This window comes from Rhizobium sp. AP16 (assembly GCF_000281735.1).
GTDB lineage: Bacteria > Pseudomonadota > Alphaproteobacteria > Rhizobiales > Rhizobiaceae > Rhizobium > Rhizobium rhizogenes.
In genome coordinates this window covers 48542-65459 of record NZ_AJVM01000085.1, presented here as the reverse complement: position 1 = coordinate 65459, position 16918 = coordinate 48542, and the positions used below count along the sequence as shown (strand labels likewise).

The 16918-nt window shown below is 61.3% G+C and carries 20 protein-coding genes; 6 read left to right on the top strand and 14 right to left on the bottom strand.

Annotated elements, in window-relative coordinates:
* A partial coding sequence (locus tag PMI03_RS29235; protein WP_007702874.1) for a di-heme oxidoredictase family protein occupies positions 1-457 on the bottom strand: 457 nt, incomplete at its 3' end.
* 45 nt (positions 458-502) lie between these two features.
* Complete coding sequence (locus PMI03_RS29230; RefSeq protein WP_007702870.1) at positions 503-1780, bottom strand: imelysin family protein; 1278 nt, start codon at positions 1778-1780, stop codon at positions 503-505.
* Between the two features lie 218 nt (positions 1781-1998).
* On the opposite strand from PMI03_RS29230, the gene PMI03_RS29225 reads away from it, so the two are divergent.
* Positions 1999-2502, top strand: coding sequence for an HPP family protein (locus PMI03_RS29225; protein WP_007702866.1), 504 nt, complete (start codon positions 1999-2001; stop codon positions 2500-2502).
* 6 nt (positions 2503-2508) lie between these two features.
* Here PMI03_RS29225 and PMI03_RS29220 read toward each other — a convergent pair whose 3' ends face one another.
* The 5 genes from PMI03_RS29220 to PMI03_RS29200 all read right to left on the bottom strand — a co-directional run bounded on the left by PMI03_RS29220 (position 2509) and on the right by PMI03_RS29200 (position 7518).
* A complete protein-coding gene (locus PMI03_RS29220) occupies positions 2509-3798 on the bottom strand; it encodes an RsmB/NOP family class I SAM-dependent RNA methyltransferase (protein ID WP_007702857.1) in 1290 nt (429 codons plus the stop codon).
* Positions 3799-4017: 219 nt separating this feature from the next.
* Positions 4018-4386: a septal ring lytic transglycosylase RlpA family protein gene (locus tag PMI03_RS29215; RefSeq protein WP_012650848.1), complete on the bottom strand. Its 369-nt coding sequence runs from the start codon at positions 4384-4386 to the stop codon at positions 4018-4020.
* A 397-nt stretch (positions 4387-4783) separates the two neighbouring features.
* Positions 4784-5656 carry an SDR family oxidoreductase gene (locus PMI03_RS29210; RefSeq protein ID WP_007702849.1) on the bottom strand — a complete coding sequence of 291 codons (873 nt, stop codon included), beginning with the start codon at positions 5654-5656 and terminating at the stop codon, positions 4784-4786.
* Positions 5656-6813: a tRNA epoxyqueuosine(34) reductase QueG gene (gene queG, locus PMI03_RS29205; RefSeq protein WP_007702847.1), complete on the bottom strand. Its 1158-nt coding sequence runs from the start codon at positions 6811-6813 to the stop codon at positions 5656-5658. The genes PMI03_RS29210 and queG overlap by 1 nt, the downstream gene beginning before the upstream one ends.
* A gap of 12 nt (positions 6814-6825) precedes the next feature.
* A complete protein-coding gene (locus PMI03_RS29200) occupies positions 6826-7518 on the bottom strand; it encodes a glutathione S-transferase family protein (RefSeq protein ID WP_007702845.1) in 693 nt (230 codons plus the stop codon).
* A gap of 152 nt (positions 7519-7670) precedes the next feature.
* Here PMI03_RS29200 and PMI03_RS29195 point away from each other — a divergent pair, with 152 nt between their 5' ends.
* Complete coding sequence (locus PMI03_RS29195) at positions 7671-8471, top strand: undecaprenyl-diphosphate phosphatase (protein WP_007702843.1); 801 nt, start codon at positions 7671-7673, stop codon at positions 8469-8471.
* 68 nt (positions 8472-8539) lie between these two features.
* Here PMI03_RS29195 and PMI03_RS31395 read toward each other — a convergent pair whose 3' ends face one another.
* The 7 genes from PMI03_RS31395 to dnaN form a co-directional block, all read right to left on the bottom strand.
* The gene (locus tag PMI03_RS31395; RefSeq protein ID WP_007702841.1) at positions 8540-8704 is read right to left on the bottom strand and encodes a hypothetical protein; all 165 of its coding nucleotides are present in this window, start codon (positions 8702-8704) and stop codon (positions 8540-8542) included.
* A gap of 283 nt (positions 8705-8987) precedes the next feature.
* Positions 8988-9968: a complex I NDUFA9 subunit family protein gene (locus tag PMI03_RS29185; RefSeq protein WP_007702838.1), complete on the bottom strand. Its 981-nt coding sequence runs from the start codon at positions 9966-9968 to the stop codon at positions 8988-8990.
* A gap of 111 nt (positions 9969-10079) precedes the next feature.
* Positions 10080-10367, bottom strand: a complete 288-nt coding sequence (locus PMI03_RS29180) for a DUF1330 domain-containing protein (RefSeq protein ID WP_007702836.1) — start codon at positions 10365-10367, stop codon at positions 10080-10082.
* 23 nt (positions 10368-10390) lie between these two features.
* Positions 10391-11083, bottom strand: coding sequence for an orotidine-5'-phosphate decarboxylase (pyrF, locus tag PMI03_RS29175; protein ID WP_007702833.1), 693 nt, complete (start codon positions 11081-11083; stop codon positions 10391-10393).
* Between the two features lies 1 nt (position 11084).
* Positions 11085-11672: a histidine phosphatase family protein gene (locus PMI03_RS29170; protein ID WP_007702831.1), complete on the bottom strand. Its 588-nt coding sequence runs from the start codon at positions 11670-11672 to the stop codon at positions 11085-11087.
* Between the two features lie 89 nt (positions 11673-11761).
* Complete coding sequence (gene pmtA, locus PMI03_RS29165) at positions 11762-12355, bottom strand: phospholipid N-methyltransferase PmtA (RefSeq protein ID WP_007702821.1); 594 nt, start codon at positions 12353-12355, stop codon at positions 11762-11764.
* 164 nt (positions 12356-12519) lie between these two features.
* The gene (gene dnaN, locus PMI03_RS29160) at positions 12520-13638 is read right to left on the bottom strand and encodes a DNA polymerase III subunit beta (RefSeq protein ID WP_007702819.1); all 1119 of its coding nucleotides are present in this window, start codon (positions 13636-13638) and stop codon (positions 12520-12522) included.
* A gap of 262 nt (positions 13639-13900) precedes the next feature.
* Here dnaN and rsmI point away from each other — a divergent pair, with 262 nt between their 5' ends.
* The 4 genes from rsmI to PMI03_RS29140 all read left to right on the top strand — a co-directional run bounded on the left by rsmI (position 13901) and on the right by PMI03_RS29140 (position 16887).
* The gene (rsmI, locus tag PMI03_RS29155) at positions 13901-14809 is read left to right on the top strand and encodes a 16S rRNA (cytidine(1402)-2'-O)-methyltransferase (protein ID WP_007702816.1); all 909 of its coding nucleotides are present in this window, start codon (positions 13901-13903) and stop codon (positions 14807-14809) included.
* A 6-nt stretch (positions 14810-14815) separates the two neighbouring features.
* The gene (locus tag PMI03_RS29150; protein WP_007702813.1) at positions 14816-15187 is read left to right on the top strand and encodes a YraN family protein; all 372 of its coding nucleotides are present in this window, start codon (positions 14816-14818) and stop codon (positions 15185-15187) included.
* A gap of 104 nt (positions 15188-15291) precedes the next feature.
* The gene (locus PMI03_RS29145) at positions 15292-16287 is read left to right on the top strand and encodes an endonuclease/exonuclease/phosphatase family protein (RefSeq protein WP_007702810.1); all 996 of its coding nucleotides are present in this window, start codon (positions 15292-15294) and stop codon (positions 16285-16287) included.
* Positions 16288-16383: 96 nt separating this feature from the next.
* Positions 16384-16887 (top strand): cupin domain-containing protein, encoded by a 504-nt coding sequence (locus tag PMI03_RS29140; RefSeq protein WP_174005621.1) that lies wholly within the window; start codon positions 16384-16386, stop codon positions 16885-16887.
* The last annotated feature ends 31 nt before the right edge of the window (positions 16888-16918 follow it).

The following is a 16918-nucleotide window of genomic DNA, read 5'->3' as shown; positions in this document are numbered from 1 at the left end:
ATGTGGCGGCGGTTCCCGCCGCATCAGGCGGATGGCCGCGACCGTCGCGGATGTGACAGCTCTGGCAGGAACGGGCGTTGAACAGCGGGCCTAGCCCGTCTGAGGCTTGCGTGGAGGAGGGGGCGGAAACCCAAAGCTTGCGGAAAAGCGCATTGCCGAGATGGAAATTCTCTTCGCGCTCGAGGTCAAGATTGGCCGAGGGCTGCGAGAAGATATCGCGGCTGACAGGAGCGATCGTCGTGGTCGCGCCGCTCTCCATCGCCTCATAGGGCTCGGCTTTGGAGAAATCCGCAGTCGGCCGGGTAATGTCCTGCACCCGCTTTAGCTGTTCGGGGGAAAGATCGGTGCGGACGGACGGAAAATTCAGAATCTCCGCTGCGGCCAGGGTGATGGAAAAAACCAAAAAAACCGCGACGAAGGCGGGCAGGAGGGCGCGGCGAGCCGGAATGCGGGTCATATGTGTCGGAGCGGCAGCGCTTGAGACGCTGCCGCTCTCCCTTACTTACTTCTTGAAGACAGCGTTAGGATTATCCAGGCTGTCCGAGCCTTCAAGCTTGATCGTGCCGAGATCGAGAGCGGCGACGACGCGCTGAATGCTCTTCGTCTGGTCGAGCAGGCCGTCGATCGCCTTCTGTACGGTGGCGTTGCCGACCGTGTTGCCTTCGCCGATCATCTGGTCGTACTTCTCGACCGTTTCGCCGCGATGAACCATCGCCTTCATGGCATCGAGCGTGGCGTTGAGCTTGGTTTCGACTTCCTTGTCGAGCGCCTTGTCCTTGGCGGCGACCAGGTCGTGCAGCGACGGACCCTTCAGCTTCTTGCCGTCGATGCGCGTATAGTTGCCGTTATAGGCGGCAGCGATACCGATGGCGTCGTTGTTGTGCGAGTTGTAGGTGTTATCCGAGAAGCAATCATGCTCTTCTTCCGGATCATGCAGCAGCAGGCCGAGCTTCATGCGCTCGCCGGCGAGTTCGCCGTAGGAGAGCGAGCCCATGCCGGTCAGGATGGCGGCAAGGCCAGCCTTCGGATCGGCTTCGACATGCTTGGTGGCTTCGCCATCCGGCGTCCACTTTTCGGTCATTTCCTGCAGGTCGGAGACGAGCAGGGTGGAGGCTGACTTCAGATATTCGGCGCGGCGGTCGCAATTGCCGTGCGTGCAATTCTTCAGGTCGTAGTCGGTGGCGGGACGTTCGCCAGCGCCGGGACCGGTGCCGTGCAGGTCCTGACCCCAGAGCAGGAATTCGATGGCGTGATAACCGGTCGCGACATTGGCTTCGACGCCGCCGGCCTGATGCAGCGTGCCCGAGAGGAATTCCGGCGTCAGATGCGAGGTGTCGACATCCTTGCCGTTGATCTTGATCGTCTTGTTGGCAATGACATTGGCGACATAGAGCGAATTCTCGTCGCTCTCGGTGCCGTAGGAGGCGTCGACATAATCGATCAGGCCTTCATCCAGCGGCCAGGAGTTTACCTTGCCTTCCCAGTCGTCGACGATCGGATTGCCGAAGCGGTAAACTTCCGACTGCTGATAGGGAACACGCGCCTTGATCCAGGCGGCCTGGGCAGCCTTCAGCGTCTTGTCGCTGGGATTGGCAAGCAGGGCATCGATGGCCTTGTCGAGCGCCTTGGCTGTGATCAGCGAGTCCTCATATTTAGCATGCGCGACTTCGGCATAGTGCTTGATGATGGCGGCCGGCTCAGGAGCCTTGGCGAGCACTGGTACGGCTGATGTCGCAACGGCCAGCGCCAAAGCGGCGGCTAAATTGATTTTCAATTTCATGTTCCCTCTCCTATGACGGCTGGGGCACCGTCAAAAACTTGGCGATTGGTGTCATGTATTAAAAATAAACTGGTGTCAAACGCTCTAGTTTGTGACGATTTTCGAAGATAGGAAATTACCGATTCAGGTCCCGTCAATGGAATAGATTTGCTTGAAAAAGTGGCAGATACAGTTCAAAAAATAGGCAAGTTGAGTCCAATCGAGTCTTCAAGCCCTCCATGCATCACCATTTCAAGCATTTCATCCACCGTCATGAGCCGGAAGGCCACTGGCACGGACATCTGAAATCCGGAATCGGCGCGGTTACGGGCATGGTCGCGGTCGGCGGTTTGACGATTGCGACCGGCATTCCGCTGCTAATCGCACCCTTCGGCGCGACGGCCGTCCTGATCTTCGGCCAGCCGAAAAGCCCGTTGGCCCAGCCGGCCAATGTGCTTGGCGGCTATCTGCTGGCGGCGCTGGTCGGCAGCCTTGCCATGGCGCTGTTTCCGGGGCTGTGGTGGGCGGCTGCCATTGCGGTTGGTCTGGCCATTGCCGGCATGCTGATGCTGCGGGTCACACATCCGCCCGCGGGTGCTGTGCCGTTGGTGGCGCTGGGCTCGCATCTGTCGGCCTGGACGCTGTTTACGGTGGTCGGTCTCGGCGGCCTGCTCTTGATCGCCATCGCCGTGCTGCATCATCTCATCCCGCCGAAACAGCAATATCCGCTGCGGGCGGAATGAACTTCCTTACGGCTTGCGCTGCAGGCGGCAGAAGAAGAAGCCGTCGGTGTCGGTCGATGCCGGCGTCAGCGTGATGGTCTTGCCATCCGAGGAGCGCGGCTTCGGCGCGTCGTTGCCGAACAGCTTTTCCCAGGAACTCAGTGCCTCGACCACCTCGAACTCCGGATTGTTGGCGGCGAAGCGGTTGACCTGCGTTTCGTTTTCGTCCGGCAGGACCGAGCAGGTGACATAGAGCAGCATGCCGCCCGGGCGAACGAATTCGCCGGCCTGGGCCAGCGCTTCCTGCTGCTGGCTGATGCGTTCGTCGAGGTTCTTTTGCGTCAGCCGCCATTTCGTATCGGGACGGCGGCGCCAGGTGCCGGTGCCGGTGCAGGGCGCGTCGACCAGCACCTTGTCGAATTTGCCGCGCAGGGCGAGCAGAGCGTTGCGCTCGTCGTGAACCTGGACATTGCGGGTGCCGGCGCGCTTCAATCGCTCGATGATCGGCGCGAGCCGCCGACGATCGGTATCATAGGCGTGGACCTGGCCCTTATTGTGCATCGCCGCCGACATGGCGAGCGTCTTGCCACCGCCGCCGGCGCAATAGTCGAGCACCTGGTCGCCCTCCTGCGGCAGGACAAGATCGGCAACGATCTGCGAACCCTCGTCCTGAACCTCGAACCAGCCCTTCTGGAAGGAAAGCTCGGCGGTGACGTTCGGCAGGCGTGACGCGCCTTCACCGGCGGGAATGCGGATGCCGTTGCGGGCGATCTTCGAGGCTTGCGCTCCGGCGCGCTCCAGCGCTTTGACCGCCTTGTCGCGGCTGGCCTTCAGCGCGTTGGCGCGCAGATCGAGCGTCGGCCGCTCGGCCAGCGCCTGTGCCTCGGCCAACCAGCTATCGCCAAAGGCCTGTTGGAAGGAATGTTCGACCCATTCGGGAATATCGCCCTGGATATGGCGGGGTGCGTCGTCGAGCTTGCGGGCGGTAAAGGCGGTGAGCGCCTCGGCGCTCGGCGCTTCCGGCGCGAATTTGTCGCCATCGAGTTCGGCGGCCAGCGCCTCGGGCGTCAGGCCCCATTGGCGGAAGAGGACGGCATGGGCAAGTGCGGATGGGCTGTCGTCACCCATCAGCCAGGCATGCGACAGCCGCATGCGCAGGGCGTCGTAGACGATGTTGCCGATCGCGGCCCGGTCGCCGGAGCCGGCGAAGCGATGGGCAAGCCCCCAATCCTTCAGGGCGTCGGCCACCGGTCGCTTGCGCGTTTCGATATCGGCAAGAACTTCGATGGCACCCTGCAGCCGGCCGCCCAAACGCATTCACTACTCTCCTGCTTGGCGCATGGCCCCGAACATCACGATCGATAGTCGTAAAGGTTCATGCGCGCATCATGATGTCGCTGACACCTCATCAATCCGCACGAAGATATAGCACATGGCGGCAGATTATTGAGACGTCTCAACCGCGTGGTAGCCGCGATTGACGGAGAGAGCAAGCATTACGCCAAAACGCCGGATCGTTACCGGCGAATTCGCGGATTACCTGGAAGCGACGATTTCGTAGCAGACCTTGGCCGTGCCGGAGGAAACCATGCCGATATCCTGTGCGGCTGCACGGGAAAGATCGAGTACCCGGCCCCGAATGAAAGGTCCGCGATCATTGATGCGAACGACGACGCTGCGGCCGTTATTGCGGTTGGTGACCTTCAGGCGTGTGCCGAAGGCAAGCGAGCGATGAGCGGCAGTAAGACGAGAGGAACTCATCCGTTCCCCGGAAGCAGTCTTGGTGGTTCCGCCGTACCATGATGCGCCCCCGCATCCCGTTGCTGCAAATGCATCCGTAGAAAGGAAAGCAAAAGAGGCGGATATAGTCGCGGCGATCGCAATAGCACGATTGATTTTCTTCAAACCGATTTTTCCCTCAAGCAATTGAACTTGCGCCCGGTAGGCGGTGCGGGCTTAAATCGGGCGAAAAATGGCGAAAAAGTGCCTCTACAGATCACGGAATATTACAGACTGTAACATTTGTGATTCAGGGCAATTAATATGACAAGGTGTCGAAAAAGTCAGATCTTGGAAAAAACCTAATGGAATCAGTTAAAAACTGAATAAATTTTCTTGGACCATCGGCGCCATACGAAAGATCACGAAAATCGGAAAAATAATTTTCCGACTTTGCCATAATCGCTGCCGCATTTGTGCAATTTTAGAGATCGTTAACCACAAATGCGGAGAAAATTGAACTAGGCAGGGTGGCTTGGTAGGAATTTTTGTGCGAAATGGCTGGGAAAATTCGAGGCTTTGCTCAGCCGCGCCAGCGCCCCGAAGCCCATAGTTCGGCGAGCGACATGCGGTATTCCGGATAGCGGAAAAGGAAGCCGAGGGAGCGCAGTTTTGCGTTCGAAACGCGCTTGTTCTCGCCATAGAACGAACGCGCCATCGGCGTCAGTTCCGCCGTCTCGAAAGGCTGTTCCGGCGGTGGCTCGACACCCATCAGGCGGGCCGCTTCGACAATGATATCCTGCGGCGCGGTCGGTTCGTCGTCCGTGACATTATAGATGCCGCCGAGACGGCGGTCGGAGAGGAACTTGGCGCAGGCGCCGATGTCTTCGACACGGATGCGGTTGAACACCTGGTTTGCCTTGATCAGCCGTCGCGCCGTACCCTTTTCCAGATTGCTGAAGGCATTGCGGCCGGGACCATAGATGCCGGCAAGCCTGAGCACGGCGACCGGAATGCCAAGCCGGACGCCGACGCGCAGCCATCCATCCTCCGCTTCGACGCGCTCGACGGAGCGGCTGGAAACCGGATGCAGCGACGTCTCCTCGTTGATCCACGCGCCCTTGTGATCGCCATAGACGCCGACGGTAGAAAGGTATCCGATCCATTCGAGCTTCGGCATCAGCGTGGCGACATCGAGATGCGCCAGCCTGAGCAGCGGATCGCCCGCCGTACCCGGAGCGATCGACTGGATGAGATGCGTTGCGGATTTCATCGCCTCGGCGAGCGCCGGATCGAGCGTCTCGCCGTCGAAGACGAAGGCTTCCACGCCTTGTCTGGCGAGAAGATCGGCCTTGTCGGCCGAGCGGGTCGTGCCGGTGATGCGGACACCGGAGCCGGCGAAGGCCTTGGCGATGACGGTTCCCGAATAGCCGCAGCCGAAAATCATCACATGCATCATGCCACTCCCGCCAGTTTCCATTCGGCGCGGACATCTGCGTCCGGCTCGTCGGTTCTTTCTGCCGCAAAAGCGAGGAATTCGCCAGCCGTCATCAGCCGCGACAGCGCCCAGACGGCCATGCCGCGCACTACGGGCGAGGGATCGGCGGAGAGACGACGGCAGGCCTCAATCAAGGTGCGATCATCGGAATTGCCGGCGGCGATCAGCACGTTGCGGACGAAGCGGTCGCGGCCGATGCGCTTGACCGGCGAGCCGCTGAAGAAGGCACGGAAGGCGGCATCGTCGAGCTCAAGCAGAAAGGCGATCGACGGTTCCTTGAGATCTTCGCGGGCGATCAGCTTCATCTCCGACGCCGAGCTGGCGAACTTGTTCCAGGGACAGGCTGCGAGACAGTCGTCGCAGCCATAGATGCGATTGCCGATCAGCGGCCGGAGCAGCGGATCGATCGGACCTTTATGTTCTATGGTGAGATAGGAAATGCAGCGGCGCGCGTCGAGCTGGTAGGGCGCCGGGAAGGCGGCCGTCGGACAGGCGTCGAGGCAGGCGCGGCAGGAACCGCAATGGTCGATCTCGGCCTGGTCCGGCTCCAGATCGGCGGTGGTGAACATCGAGCCCAGAAACAGCCAGGAGCCATGCGTGCGGCTGACGAGGTTGGTGTGCTTGCCCTGCCAGCCGAGCCCGGCAGCAGCGGCCAGCGGTTTTTCCATGACAGGTGCTGTATCGACGAAAACCTTGACGTCTTGCTGCGAGCGCGCCGCAAAGCGGGTGGCAATCTCCTTCAGCCGGCCTTTGATGACGTCATGATAGTCGCGATTGCGGGCATAGACGGAGATGGCCGCCTTGTCGGGCTTCTCCAGGATAGTGCGCGGGTCTTCGTCGGGGCCGTAATTCAGGCCGAAGACGGCGACGGAGCGCACATCGCTCCAGAGCATGCGCGGATCGCCGCGGCGTTCGCGGGTCTCTTCCATCCACGTCATGGTGCCGTGATAGCCTTGCTCGAGGAACTGGTCGAGCCTGACGCTGGCTTCGGGGATGGCATCCGGCCGGGTGATGCGACAGAGATCGAAGCCCTGCGCCCGTGCTTCGGCGCGCAGAAAGGCGGTCAGGCTGTGCCGCCGCCTGCTTTCTTTTTCCGCTGCACGGTCTTCGGGCATGGTGAGCCCTCGTCAGAAATCCAGATCGGCGTAGTGCGATACCGGGGTGATGGCGCGCACCCGCTCCGCCAGGATCGGGCGGAAGGATGGGCGCGATTTCATCCGCTGATACCATTCCTTGACGACGGGCGATTCCGCCCAGTCGATCTCGCCGAGATAGTCGAGAACGGAAATCGAGGCGGCTGCCGCAAGATCCGCATAGCTCAGCCGGTCGCCGGCGAGCCATTGCCTGGAGCCTGCGAGCCAGGAGAGATATTTCATGTGCTGGCGGATATTGCCGCGCGCCATTCGCATCAGCTTGGAATCGGGTGCGCCGCCACCCTGATCGGCTGTCATCTGCAGCTTGTAGACCCGCTCGCGCACCAGCGGCCGCGTCACGTCCTGTTCCATCTTCTGCATGAACCATTCCGTCAGCCGGCGGATTTCCGCGCGCTGGAATGGGTCTTCGGCCAAAAGCCGACGGTCGCGCTTCAGCACGCCATGGGTCTCGTCGAGATATTCGGAAATCACGGTCGCGCCGCAGAGCGCCCGCATGCTGTCGTCAACATAGACCGGCAGGGTGCCGGCCGGGTTGAGCGCCAGGAAGTCGCGTCGCTTTTCCCACGTCTGTTCCTCGATCAGTTCCGTCTGATAGCCGTATTCGGTCAGAATCAGACGGACGAACCGTGACGGAGATGACATGGAGTGATGATACAGCGTCGGCATTGATACTCGGGCTTTTGTGATTGATGCTTAAAGGCGTTTCGGGTTCGTCATGATTGCGACCCTAGTCATGCGTCATCGGTTGAAGCTATAGGAGCTTGGCCTAGTTAACACAAGCGAATCGGGCCGCCCCGCCGTTTGACAAAGGACACAATATGGCTGAACAAATTATTATCGCGCTGGTTTTGGGCCTCGTGGAAGGCCTTACGGAGTTTATTCCCGTCTCCTCCACGGGTCATTTGATATTGATTGGACATTTTCTCGGCTTCAAATCCGCAGGCACTTTCGAAGTTCTGATCCAGCTCGGTGCGATTCTCGCCATCCTGCTCGTCTATTTCAACCGCCTCGTTCAAATCGCCAAGGCCTTGCCGGTCAGCGTCAAGGCGCGGCATTTCGTGCTGGCCGTCCTCTTCGGCTTTCTGCCGGCTGCAATCATCGGCGCGCTCGCCCATGATTTCATCAAGGGTGTGCTGTTCGAGACGCCTATCCTCATCTGTATCTCGCTGATTCTCGGCGGCATCGTCCTGCTCGTTATCGACAGGATCGAGTTCAAGCCGAAATATACCAGCGCCTACGATTTCTCGTGGCCGATGGCGATCAAGATCGGCTTCTTCCAGTGCCTAGCGATGATCCCGGGCACCTCGCGGTCCGGCTCCACCATCGTCGGCGCCCTGCTGCTCGGTGCGGACAAGCGTTCGGCGGCCGAGTTTTCCTTCTTCCTCGCCATGCCGACCATGGTTGGCGCTTTCACGCTGGATCTCTGGAAGAGCCGCAACGACCTCAGCTTCGCCGACGGCCAGCTGATCGTCATCGGTTTCGTCGCCGCCTTCATCACCGCGCTGTTCGTGGTGCGGGCCTTGCTCGACTTTGTCTCGCGCCGTGGCTACGCACCCTTCGCGTGGTGGCGTATCGGCGTCGGCATCCTCGGCCTGATCGGGCTTTACACCGTCGGCTGAGTGACGCGACACATATCAAAAGCTGAAGACAATTAAGGCCGGTGAAAACCGGCCTTTTTCATGCTCGATCAGTTCGAGGATGAAGCGTCGATGGAGCCCGTCGTGCAGGGATCGACGCCGTAGGTCGGCGTGCATTCACCCTTGACCGAAGCGATGCTGCCACGGGCCATGAACGAGCCCGCGAGGATCACCAGTGCCGCGCACGCAAACAAAAGCGCGATAGACTTGCCCATCGAAAAATGCCTTTCCGCAGAAGTAGAGCGCGCCACGAATTGACTCCTTGGGTGAGCCTTTGGACGCGCGGTTGTGTTAGTCAGTGACGTGACCAATAGCAATAAATCTTCATGTTAAATTTGACGTTAATGCTAGTATTTTCGGGGTGCGTCTTTTCGGCAACGCCAGGCTGTGAATCAAGTCGGCGAAGGGCGCCCTTTCAAGGCAAAAGTGTGACCGCAGAAACGAAAACGCCGCCTGGCGAAACCAGACGGCGCTTGAATGTCTTGAGCGGTCGAGGTGTCAGGCAGCCTTGCCGGAACCGGTGAACTGGCCCTGCGGACGGTAGCGCACCAGATAAGACGGCAGCACGGAGATGAGGAGCGTCGGCAGCAGGCCGATGCCCTTCAGCGTCCGTCCCTCGGCTTCGGCTTCCTTGGAGACGACATTGTCGCTCTTCAGCAGCGTGACCTGGTCGGAGGTGATCGGCGGCGTGATCAGCGGCACCAGCGAAGCGACCGAGCCGATCAGCGAGGCCAACCCGAAGGGGATGGAGACCAGCGGCTTCTTGCGATTGATGACGGCAAGCGTGGTCTCGAGACATTCGCGGAAGGACAGCACTTCCGGGCCGCCGAGTTCATAGATCGTGCCGGCCTTCAGCTTGCCGTCGACGCCGCGCGCGACGGCCTCGGCGACATCCTCGACGTAAACCGGCTGAAACTTCGTCTTGCCGCCGCCGATCAGCGGCAGGAAGGGCGCCGAGCGCGACATGTCGGCGAACTTGTTGAAGAAACCGTCTTCCGGACCGAAGACGATCGACGGCCGCAGGATGACGGCATCCGGCTTGATCGAGAAAATGGCGGCTTCGGCACGGCCCTTGGTGCGGGCATAGGCCGAGGGCGAATTGGCGTTGGCGCCGAGAGCGGAGACATGGGTCAGCGAAGCGCCGACGCCGCGTGCGGCTTCCGCAATGGCCTTGGCTCCGAATTCCTGCACGGCGTCGAACGTGTTGCGGCCACTTTCAGCGAGAATCCCGACGCAATTGACGACATGCTGAGCGCCTTCGACGGCGCGGTCGATGGAGTTGCGGTAGCGCAGGTTTGCCTGCACGATCGAAATCTGGCCGAGATTGCCCTGCGGCTGCAGGTAACCGGCGAGATCGGGGCGGCGTACAGCGACACGGATGCGGTAGCCGCGCTTGGCAAGCGCGCGCACGACATGCCGTCCGATGAAGCCTGATCCTCCGAACACGGTGACGAGCGGCGGAAGGTTGGACAGGGTCATGGCAGGCTCCTCGAAAGGCTTAGATGGGGCTGATCTGGTTTCGTCTTAGCCGATCCGAGGGCCGAGGTGAAGTGCCATCGCGCCGCATCGTCCAACCGCTTTTTGAATGCGTTAAGCGCCTTCGACGACAACCATTTCCGCATCCGCTACTTCCTGGCGGATTTTGGCGGCGATCTGGTATTCCGGCGAGTTGTAGCAATCGACGGCATGTTGCAGCGACGGGAATTCGATGACGACGTTACGGCTGCGCGCCTGGCCTTCCAGCGGCGTGAAAGCGCCGCCGCGAGCCAGGAAATTCGCGCCGTATCGCTCGAAAGCCGGCTTGGCCGCGGCAACGTAATCCTTGTAGCGCTCGGTATCGTGAACATCCACGCGAGCGATCCAGTATCCCTTTGCCATGCCGGCCTCCCTTTATCACGAAATTAGAGTGCGGCATCCATTTCCGCGAGGATGGCGCGGGCGGCCTCTCTCGGGTCGGCCGCCTTGACGATCGGCCGTGCCACCACGAGATGGCTCGATCCGGCCCTGATGCCCTCGGCCGGCGTCATCACGCGCTTCTGGTCGCCCTTGTCGCTGCCCGCCGGGCGGATGCCGGGGGTGACCAGCGCCATGTCGGGGCCGATGATCTTGCGCACGGCCGAAGCTTCCTCGGCCGAGCAGACAATGCCGCCCATGCCGGCAAGCAGCGCCTGTTCAGCGCGACGCAGCACCAGCGTATGCGGGTCGTATTCGTATCCGGCGGCGATCAGGTCTTCCTCATCCATCGAGGTCAGCACGGTGACGCCGAGCAGGCAAAGGTCGGAACCCTTGGCCGCGGCGACGGCCGCCTTCATCGCCTTCGGATAGGCATGCAGCGTCAGCATCGACATGCCCATCTTGACGATGTTCTCGACGCCGGAGGCGACGGTGTTGTCGATATCGAGCAGCTTCATGTCGAGAAAGATCTTCTTACCGTCCTTGGCAAGATCGCGGGCAAATTCCAGCCCGCCGGCAAAGGCGAGCTGATAGCCGATCTTATAATAGAGAATATCGTCGCCGAGGGCACTGACGACCTTTTCGGCCTCCTGAAGGTTTGGAACATCCAGTCCAACGATCAAGCGGTCGCGCGCGGTCATCTCAAGCCCATCCCTGCCAATTTTCCATAGGCGTCCAGTCGCATGAGATGACGCGCTTCGCAAGATCGAATGCGAAAAGATTGCCGCCGCCGGCCGGTTGATCGCCCTGTCGCGCGATCGGCTTGCCCTCGAGGTGGCATTTCAGCAGCGTGCCAACGCCGCCATGGCCGACAAAGGCGATGGGCGCGCGCGGGTCATGCCGCGACAGAACGGCTTCCACCTCGGAAACGATCCGCGTCTGCGCATCGATGGCGCGCTCCCAGCCTTTGAAGCTTTCGTGCGGATGGGCAAAGAACCAGTCGGCCGCCTTCTCGAATTCCGGAGGGGCGAGAAAGCCGGTGGCGCTGCGGTCGTTCTCATGCGTGGCTTCGATGATTTCCACCGCCGCGCCGCTCGCCGTTGCTAAAGCCTCGGCTGTCTCGATCGCCTTGCGCTCGGCGCTGGAAACGATCAGGCCGAGCTTGCCGGCCCAGTCCCGGGTCGCTGCCAGTTGAGCTCGCGCCGCGCCGATCTCGGAGAGCCCCCATTCCGGCACGGGAACAGTGGGGTCGATACGCACCTGCGGATGGGTGATGTAGAGAGCGAACATCGGCGATGGGATCCTGTTCTGCGGAAGGAGCTTCGGAGCCGAAATATGTCCTATCGAAAGGCAATGGCAAGATGGCTTTTCGCAGCCATTCAGCCGCGTCGATAGATCCAGAGCTGCGCCGGCGGGATGTTGCGGACGATGAAGTCGAAATGCTGGATGTGGTAGCGATCCGGCCGGGCGATGATCGGCGAAACCGGACCGTAGGAAATCTGCACCACGGGACGGCCGGGCGGCATGCGGTCCAGCAGGCTTTCGAGCAGGGTGACGCGCGCCTTCATCGGGAAGTTCAGCAGCGGAATGCCGGAGATGACGGAATCGAAGGTCTGGCCGCGCAGCACGCCGAGTGTCGTGTCGAGATCGAAGGCGTCGCCATTGATGAAGTTGACGCCCGCATAACGGCGGACGAGGTGATTGTAGAAGTCGGTGGAATATTCGATGGCGACAAGGTTCTGCGGCTCGACGCCGCGCGCCAGGATGGCCTTGGTGATCGCGCCGGTTCCGGGACCAAGTTCCAGCACCGGCAGGCCGGATTGCAGGTTGATGACGCTCGCCATCTTGCGGGCGGTGATCGAGGATGTCGGAACGATCGAACCGACTGTTTTCGGCCCCTGCATCATGCCTTTGAAGAAACGGATTTCCTCATCGAATTTCTTGCCCAGCCGTTCCTTGAGACGCAGCGCCATGCTCTCCCCCCACCCGTTCTTACAGTTACGACTTACATATCGCGCATGTCTAATCTTGCAATGCTGTGACGCAATAACAAAAGAAAATGTCGCAATCAACGCGCGTTAAAATAAAAGCGTCCTTCCCGTGTCCATAAGAACGCGGGAAGGACGCTTTGGTTTCGCTAGACGCGCATCGGCATCAAAACGTAGAGGGCGTCGTCGCCGGCCGTGTCGCGGATCAGCGTCGGCGAGCCGGCATCGGCAAGCAGGAAGATCGCGGCGTCGCCGGACAGTTGCGCGGTGATGTCGAGCAGGTATTTGGCGTTGAAGCCGATTTCCATCGCATCCGTGTCATAGCCGACGGCGACTTCTTCCGTCGCACTGCCGGAGTCCGGATTATTGACCGTCAGCAGCAGCTGACCGTCCGACAGCGCCAGCTTCACGGCGCGGCCGCGCTCAGACGAGATGGTCGAGACGCGGTCGACGGCCTGGGCAAAGCTCTGGCAATCGACCCGCATTTCCTTGTCGTTATTCGTTGGGATGACGCGCTGATAATCGGGGAAGGTGCCGTCGATCAGCTTCGAGGTCATCACGATCGAACCGATCGTCGTGCGGATCTTGGCGTCAGACACTTCGACGGTGACGATGACATCGGGGCTATCGACCAGCTTCTGCAACTCGCCGACCGTCTTGCGCGGGATGATGATGCCCGGCATGCCTTCCGAACCGGAGGGCGCGCTGACATCGGCGCGCGCGAGGCGGTGACCGTCGGTGGCGACTGCTCTCAGCTTCAGGTCGCCTTCGCTTTCGATCGTGTGGAAAAAGATGCCGTTCAGATAATAGCGCGTCTCTTCGGTGGAGATTGCGAACTGCGTCCGGTCGATCAGCATCTTCAGGTCCGCTGCCTTCAGCTTGAAGGAATGGCTGAAGCTGCCGGCGGTCAGATCCGGAAAATCAGATTCCGGCAGGCATTGCAGCGAGAATTTCGAGCGCCCCGAGGCGACGGTCATCGAGCCGCCGTCGGGATTGGTGGCAAGAAGCACTTCCGAACCGTCCGGCAGCTTGCGCACGATGTCGTAGAGAAGATGTGCCGGAACGGTGGTGGCGCCGGCCTGCTCGACATTGGCGGGAGTTGCCTCGGTGATTTCCAGATCGAGGTCGGTCGCCTTCATGTCGAGGTTGGCGCCCTCGGCCTTCAGCAACACGTTGGACAGGATCGGGATCGTATTGCGACGCTCGACCACGCGATGGACGTGGTTCAGCGACTTCAGGAGGTTCGACCGCTCAATTGTAATACGCATGGATGCTACCGCTTTCGACCGTGACTGCCCGGGCGGTCCGACGCGCCCGAAGGATATGGTTCCGAGCGGCCCCGAAGGGAGCGCCCCGAAGATTGGACGGGCAAAATGACAGAACTCAGCATGCGAATGCAAGAGGCATCGGGATATGCTGCACGTCATTTCAGTAAATGATGGGCAAAGCTCACAGGATTTGCTGTGCACTTGCCGTCAGACGACGCCTCGCCCATAAAGGCGATGAATCCAAGGTGAATTCAGGACAGGCATGAACGAAGACCATTCCAGCGGCGGAGCGCGCAGCTTCCGCTTGCATAACCACACGGTTCCCGCCCGTCCCCTCGAGCCGGCGCTCTATCTTGTCGCGACGCCGATTGGCAATCTCGGCGATATCACCCTCAGGGCATTGGAAACCCTGGCGGGCGCCGATGTGCTCGCCTGCGAGGACACGCGCGTCACCCGCGTCCTGCTCGATCGCTACGGCATCCAGAACAGGCCCTATGCCTATCATGAGTACAATGCCGACGAGGTCGGGCCGCGACTGCTGCAGGCGCTGGAAGCCGGCCGCTCGGTGGCGCTGGTCTCCGATGCCGGCACGCCGCTGGTCTCCGATCCCGGTTACCGGCTGGCGCAACAGGCGATCGAGGCCGGATACCGCGTGGTGCCCATTCCCGGCGCTTCGGCGCCGCTGGCCGCCCTCGTTGGCTCCGGCCTGCCCAATGACGCCTTCCTCTTTGCCGGCTTCCTGCCGACCAAGGACAAGGGCAAGCGCGACCGGCTGGCGGAACTTGCCACCGTCCCCGCAACGCTGATCTTCTTTGAATCGCCGCACAGGATCGCCGCGACGCTGGCCGCCGCCGCCGATGTGCTGGGCGCGGAGCGCCCGGCTGCCGTCGGCCGCGAGCTGACCAAGACCTTCGAGGAATTCCGTCGTGGCACGCTCGCCGAACTCGCCGCTTTTTATGAGACGGTCGACAACGTCAAGGGCGAGATTGTCTGGCTGGCCGGCCCGCCACAGGAAGTCATTACGCCGGAGGCCGATATCGAGGCCATGCTCCGCGATCTCTCCAAGACCATGCCGACCGCAAAGGCTGCGGCGGAAGCCGCGCGCCTGACCGGCCTGCCGCGCAAGGATCTCTATCAGCGTCTGCTCGACATGAAGGCACAGCACGAGTGAAACGATATGAGCGGTGAGACGGGCGGAAAGTTGAAGCGCCAGAAAGCCTGGCGGCGCGGCCATGTCTCAGAATATCTCGCCGCCGCTTTTCTGCTGTTCAAAGGCTACCGCATCCTCGCCATCCGACATCGCACCAAGCTCGGCGAAATCGATATCATCGCCCGCAAGGGTGATCTCGCCGTCTTCGTCGAGGTCAAGGCTCGGCGCGGCGAGCAGGAGGCGGTCGATGCCGTTTCCTTTTCCGCGCAGAAACGCATCCGTGCCGCGAGCGACCTCTGGCTTGCCCGCCAGCCGGACTATGCCCTGCTATCGCAACGCTACGATATCGTCGCCATCCTGCCCGGCCGCTGGCCCCGGCATTTTCAGGATGCCTTTTAACTCGGCCATCATGGCAACGTCATAAACCGCGCCTATTGCCGGGACGACCGCGCTCGTGCCGCTCCAAGGCATAGGCGTCTTATCTCATCTCGACAGGCCTCATCATGATCCGCAGCACCGTTTCCGCCTTCGCCGTTCCTTCACAGGAGGAGCGCCAAAGCTTCATTTCGCTGGAAAAGACCCCCCCCATCCACGCCGCGACACTGGCGTCACTCGCCTGCATGAACACGGTGCGCGTCGGCGGTACGGCTGGCCAGGGGCGGCCGCTTGCTTTCCCCTTCACCGTGGCGGCCTGGAATCTGGAGCGTTGCCTTTTCCCGATCGAATCGGCTGCCAAGTTGAAGGCGACCGACGCGCCTTTGGTGCTGCTCTCGGAGATGGATGAAGGCATGGCGCGCACCGGGCAGGGCGACCCCACGGCTACCATCGCCGGCGAACTGGGCATGAACTACGCCTGTGGCGTCGAATTCCTCGAACTCAGTCTCGGCTCCGAGATCGAGCGTTCCTTCTGCAAGGACAATTTCAACGAGAAGGGCTTTCATGGCAACGCGCTGATGGCCTCGACCGCGCTGAAAGACGTCTTCCTGTTCCGCCTGCCGGGCGAGGCCGTCTGGTTCAAGGATAGCAACGAGCAGCCGCGCGTCGGCGAGCGCTGCGCCATTGGCGCTGTCGTCGAAACCGAAGCAGGTCCCTTCGTCGCCGTCTCCGTGCATCTCGAAAGTGTTGCTACCGTCGCCTATCGCGAGCGCCAGATGGCGGCGCTGATCACCGCCGTCGAGGCCTATGCCCCCGGCCTGCCGATCCTGATCGGCGGCGATCTCAACACCGGCAATCATACTGGCGGCGATTTCAGGACGGATACTCTTTTCGCAATGGCGGAGGGTCGTGGCTTCGAATGCCATGGCGGGCCGCTCGATCAGACGAGCACGCGCCCGAGCCTCATCACCCGCTTTCCCGACCGCACCATGAAGCTCGACTGGTTCCTGAGCCGTGGCCTGAAGATCGGCGAGAGCTATCTGGTTTCATCACTCGACGCTGACGGCAAGCCGCTCTCTGATCATGACATGATCGTCTGCACCATCGAGGGTTTCGCGGCCTGATTGCTGCAAACCGATAAAATGCCAGCTTTTTCCTGAACCGTGCCGTTACCCTTCTCTGTCATGAAGGCTGAGACGCGCATGGAATTGGGGGATTGCATGGTCTTGAGATTGATGTTGGCGAGCATGGCGGCTTTTGCCGCCCGTGCCGTGCCGGTCGTGACTGCATTGCCGCAGTCGAAAAACTTCGTGGCAGGTGCTGCCGGCGAGATGGAGATGAAGCCGTCGCCGATCGAGCCGTCCTGGGTCGTGGCTGGCGCGCCGGTTGCTCGCCTTGCCGAGCATTCGCGCGGGCAGGACGATGCCGCGCTGACGGCATTGTGGGATTGCACGGCGGGCGAGTTTCACTGGCATTTCGGCTGGGACGAAACCGTGATGATCCTCGAGGGCGAGGTGCATATCACCACCGAGGACGGCGTTGAGCGCCTGCTCGGCGCCGGCGACGTCGCGTATTTTGCCGGGGGCACATGGGCGACATGGCGCATCGACCGCTATGTGCGCAAGGTCGCCTTCTGCCGCAAACCTTTCCCGAAGCCGCTGACCATGGCCTATCGCCTGCGCAACCTGGTGCGGCAGGGCGGCGCCCAGGGTATCGCCGCCTGAAGTCTTCAATAGCCGTTGCGTTTGAACGCCG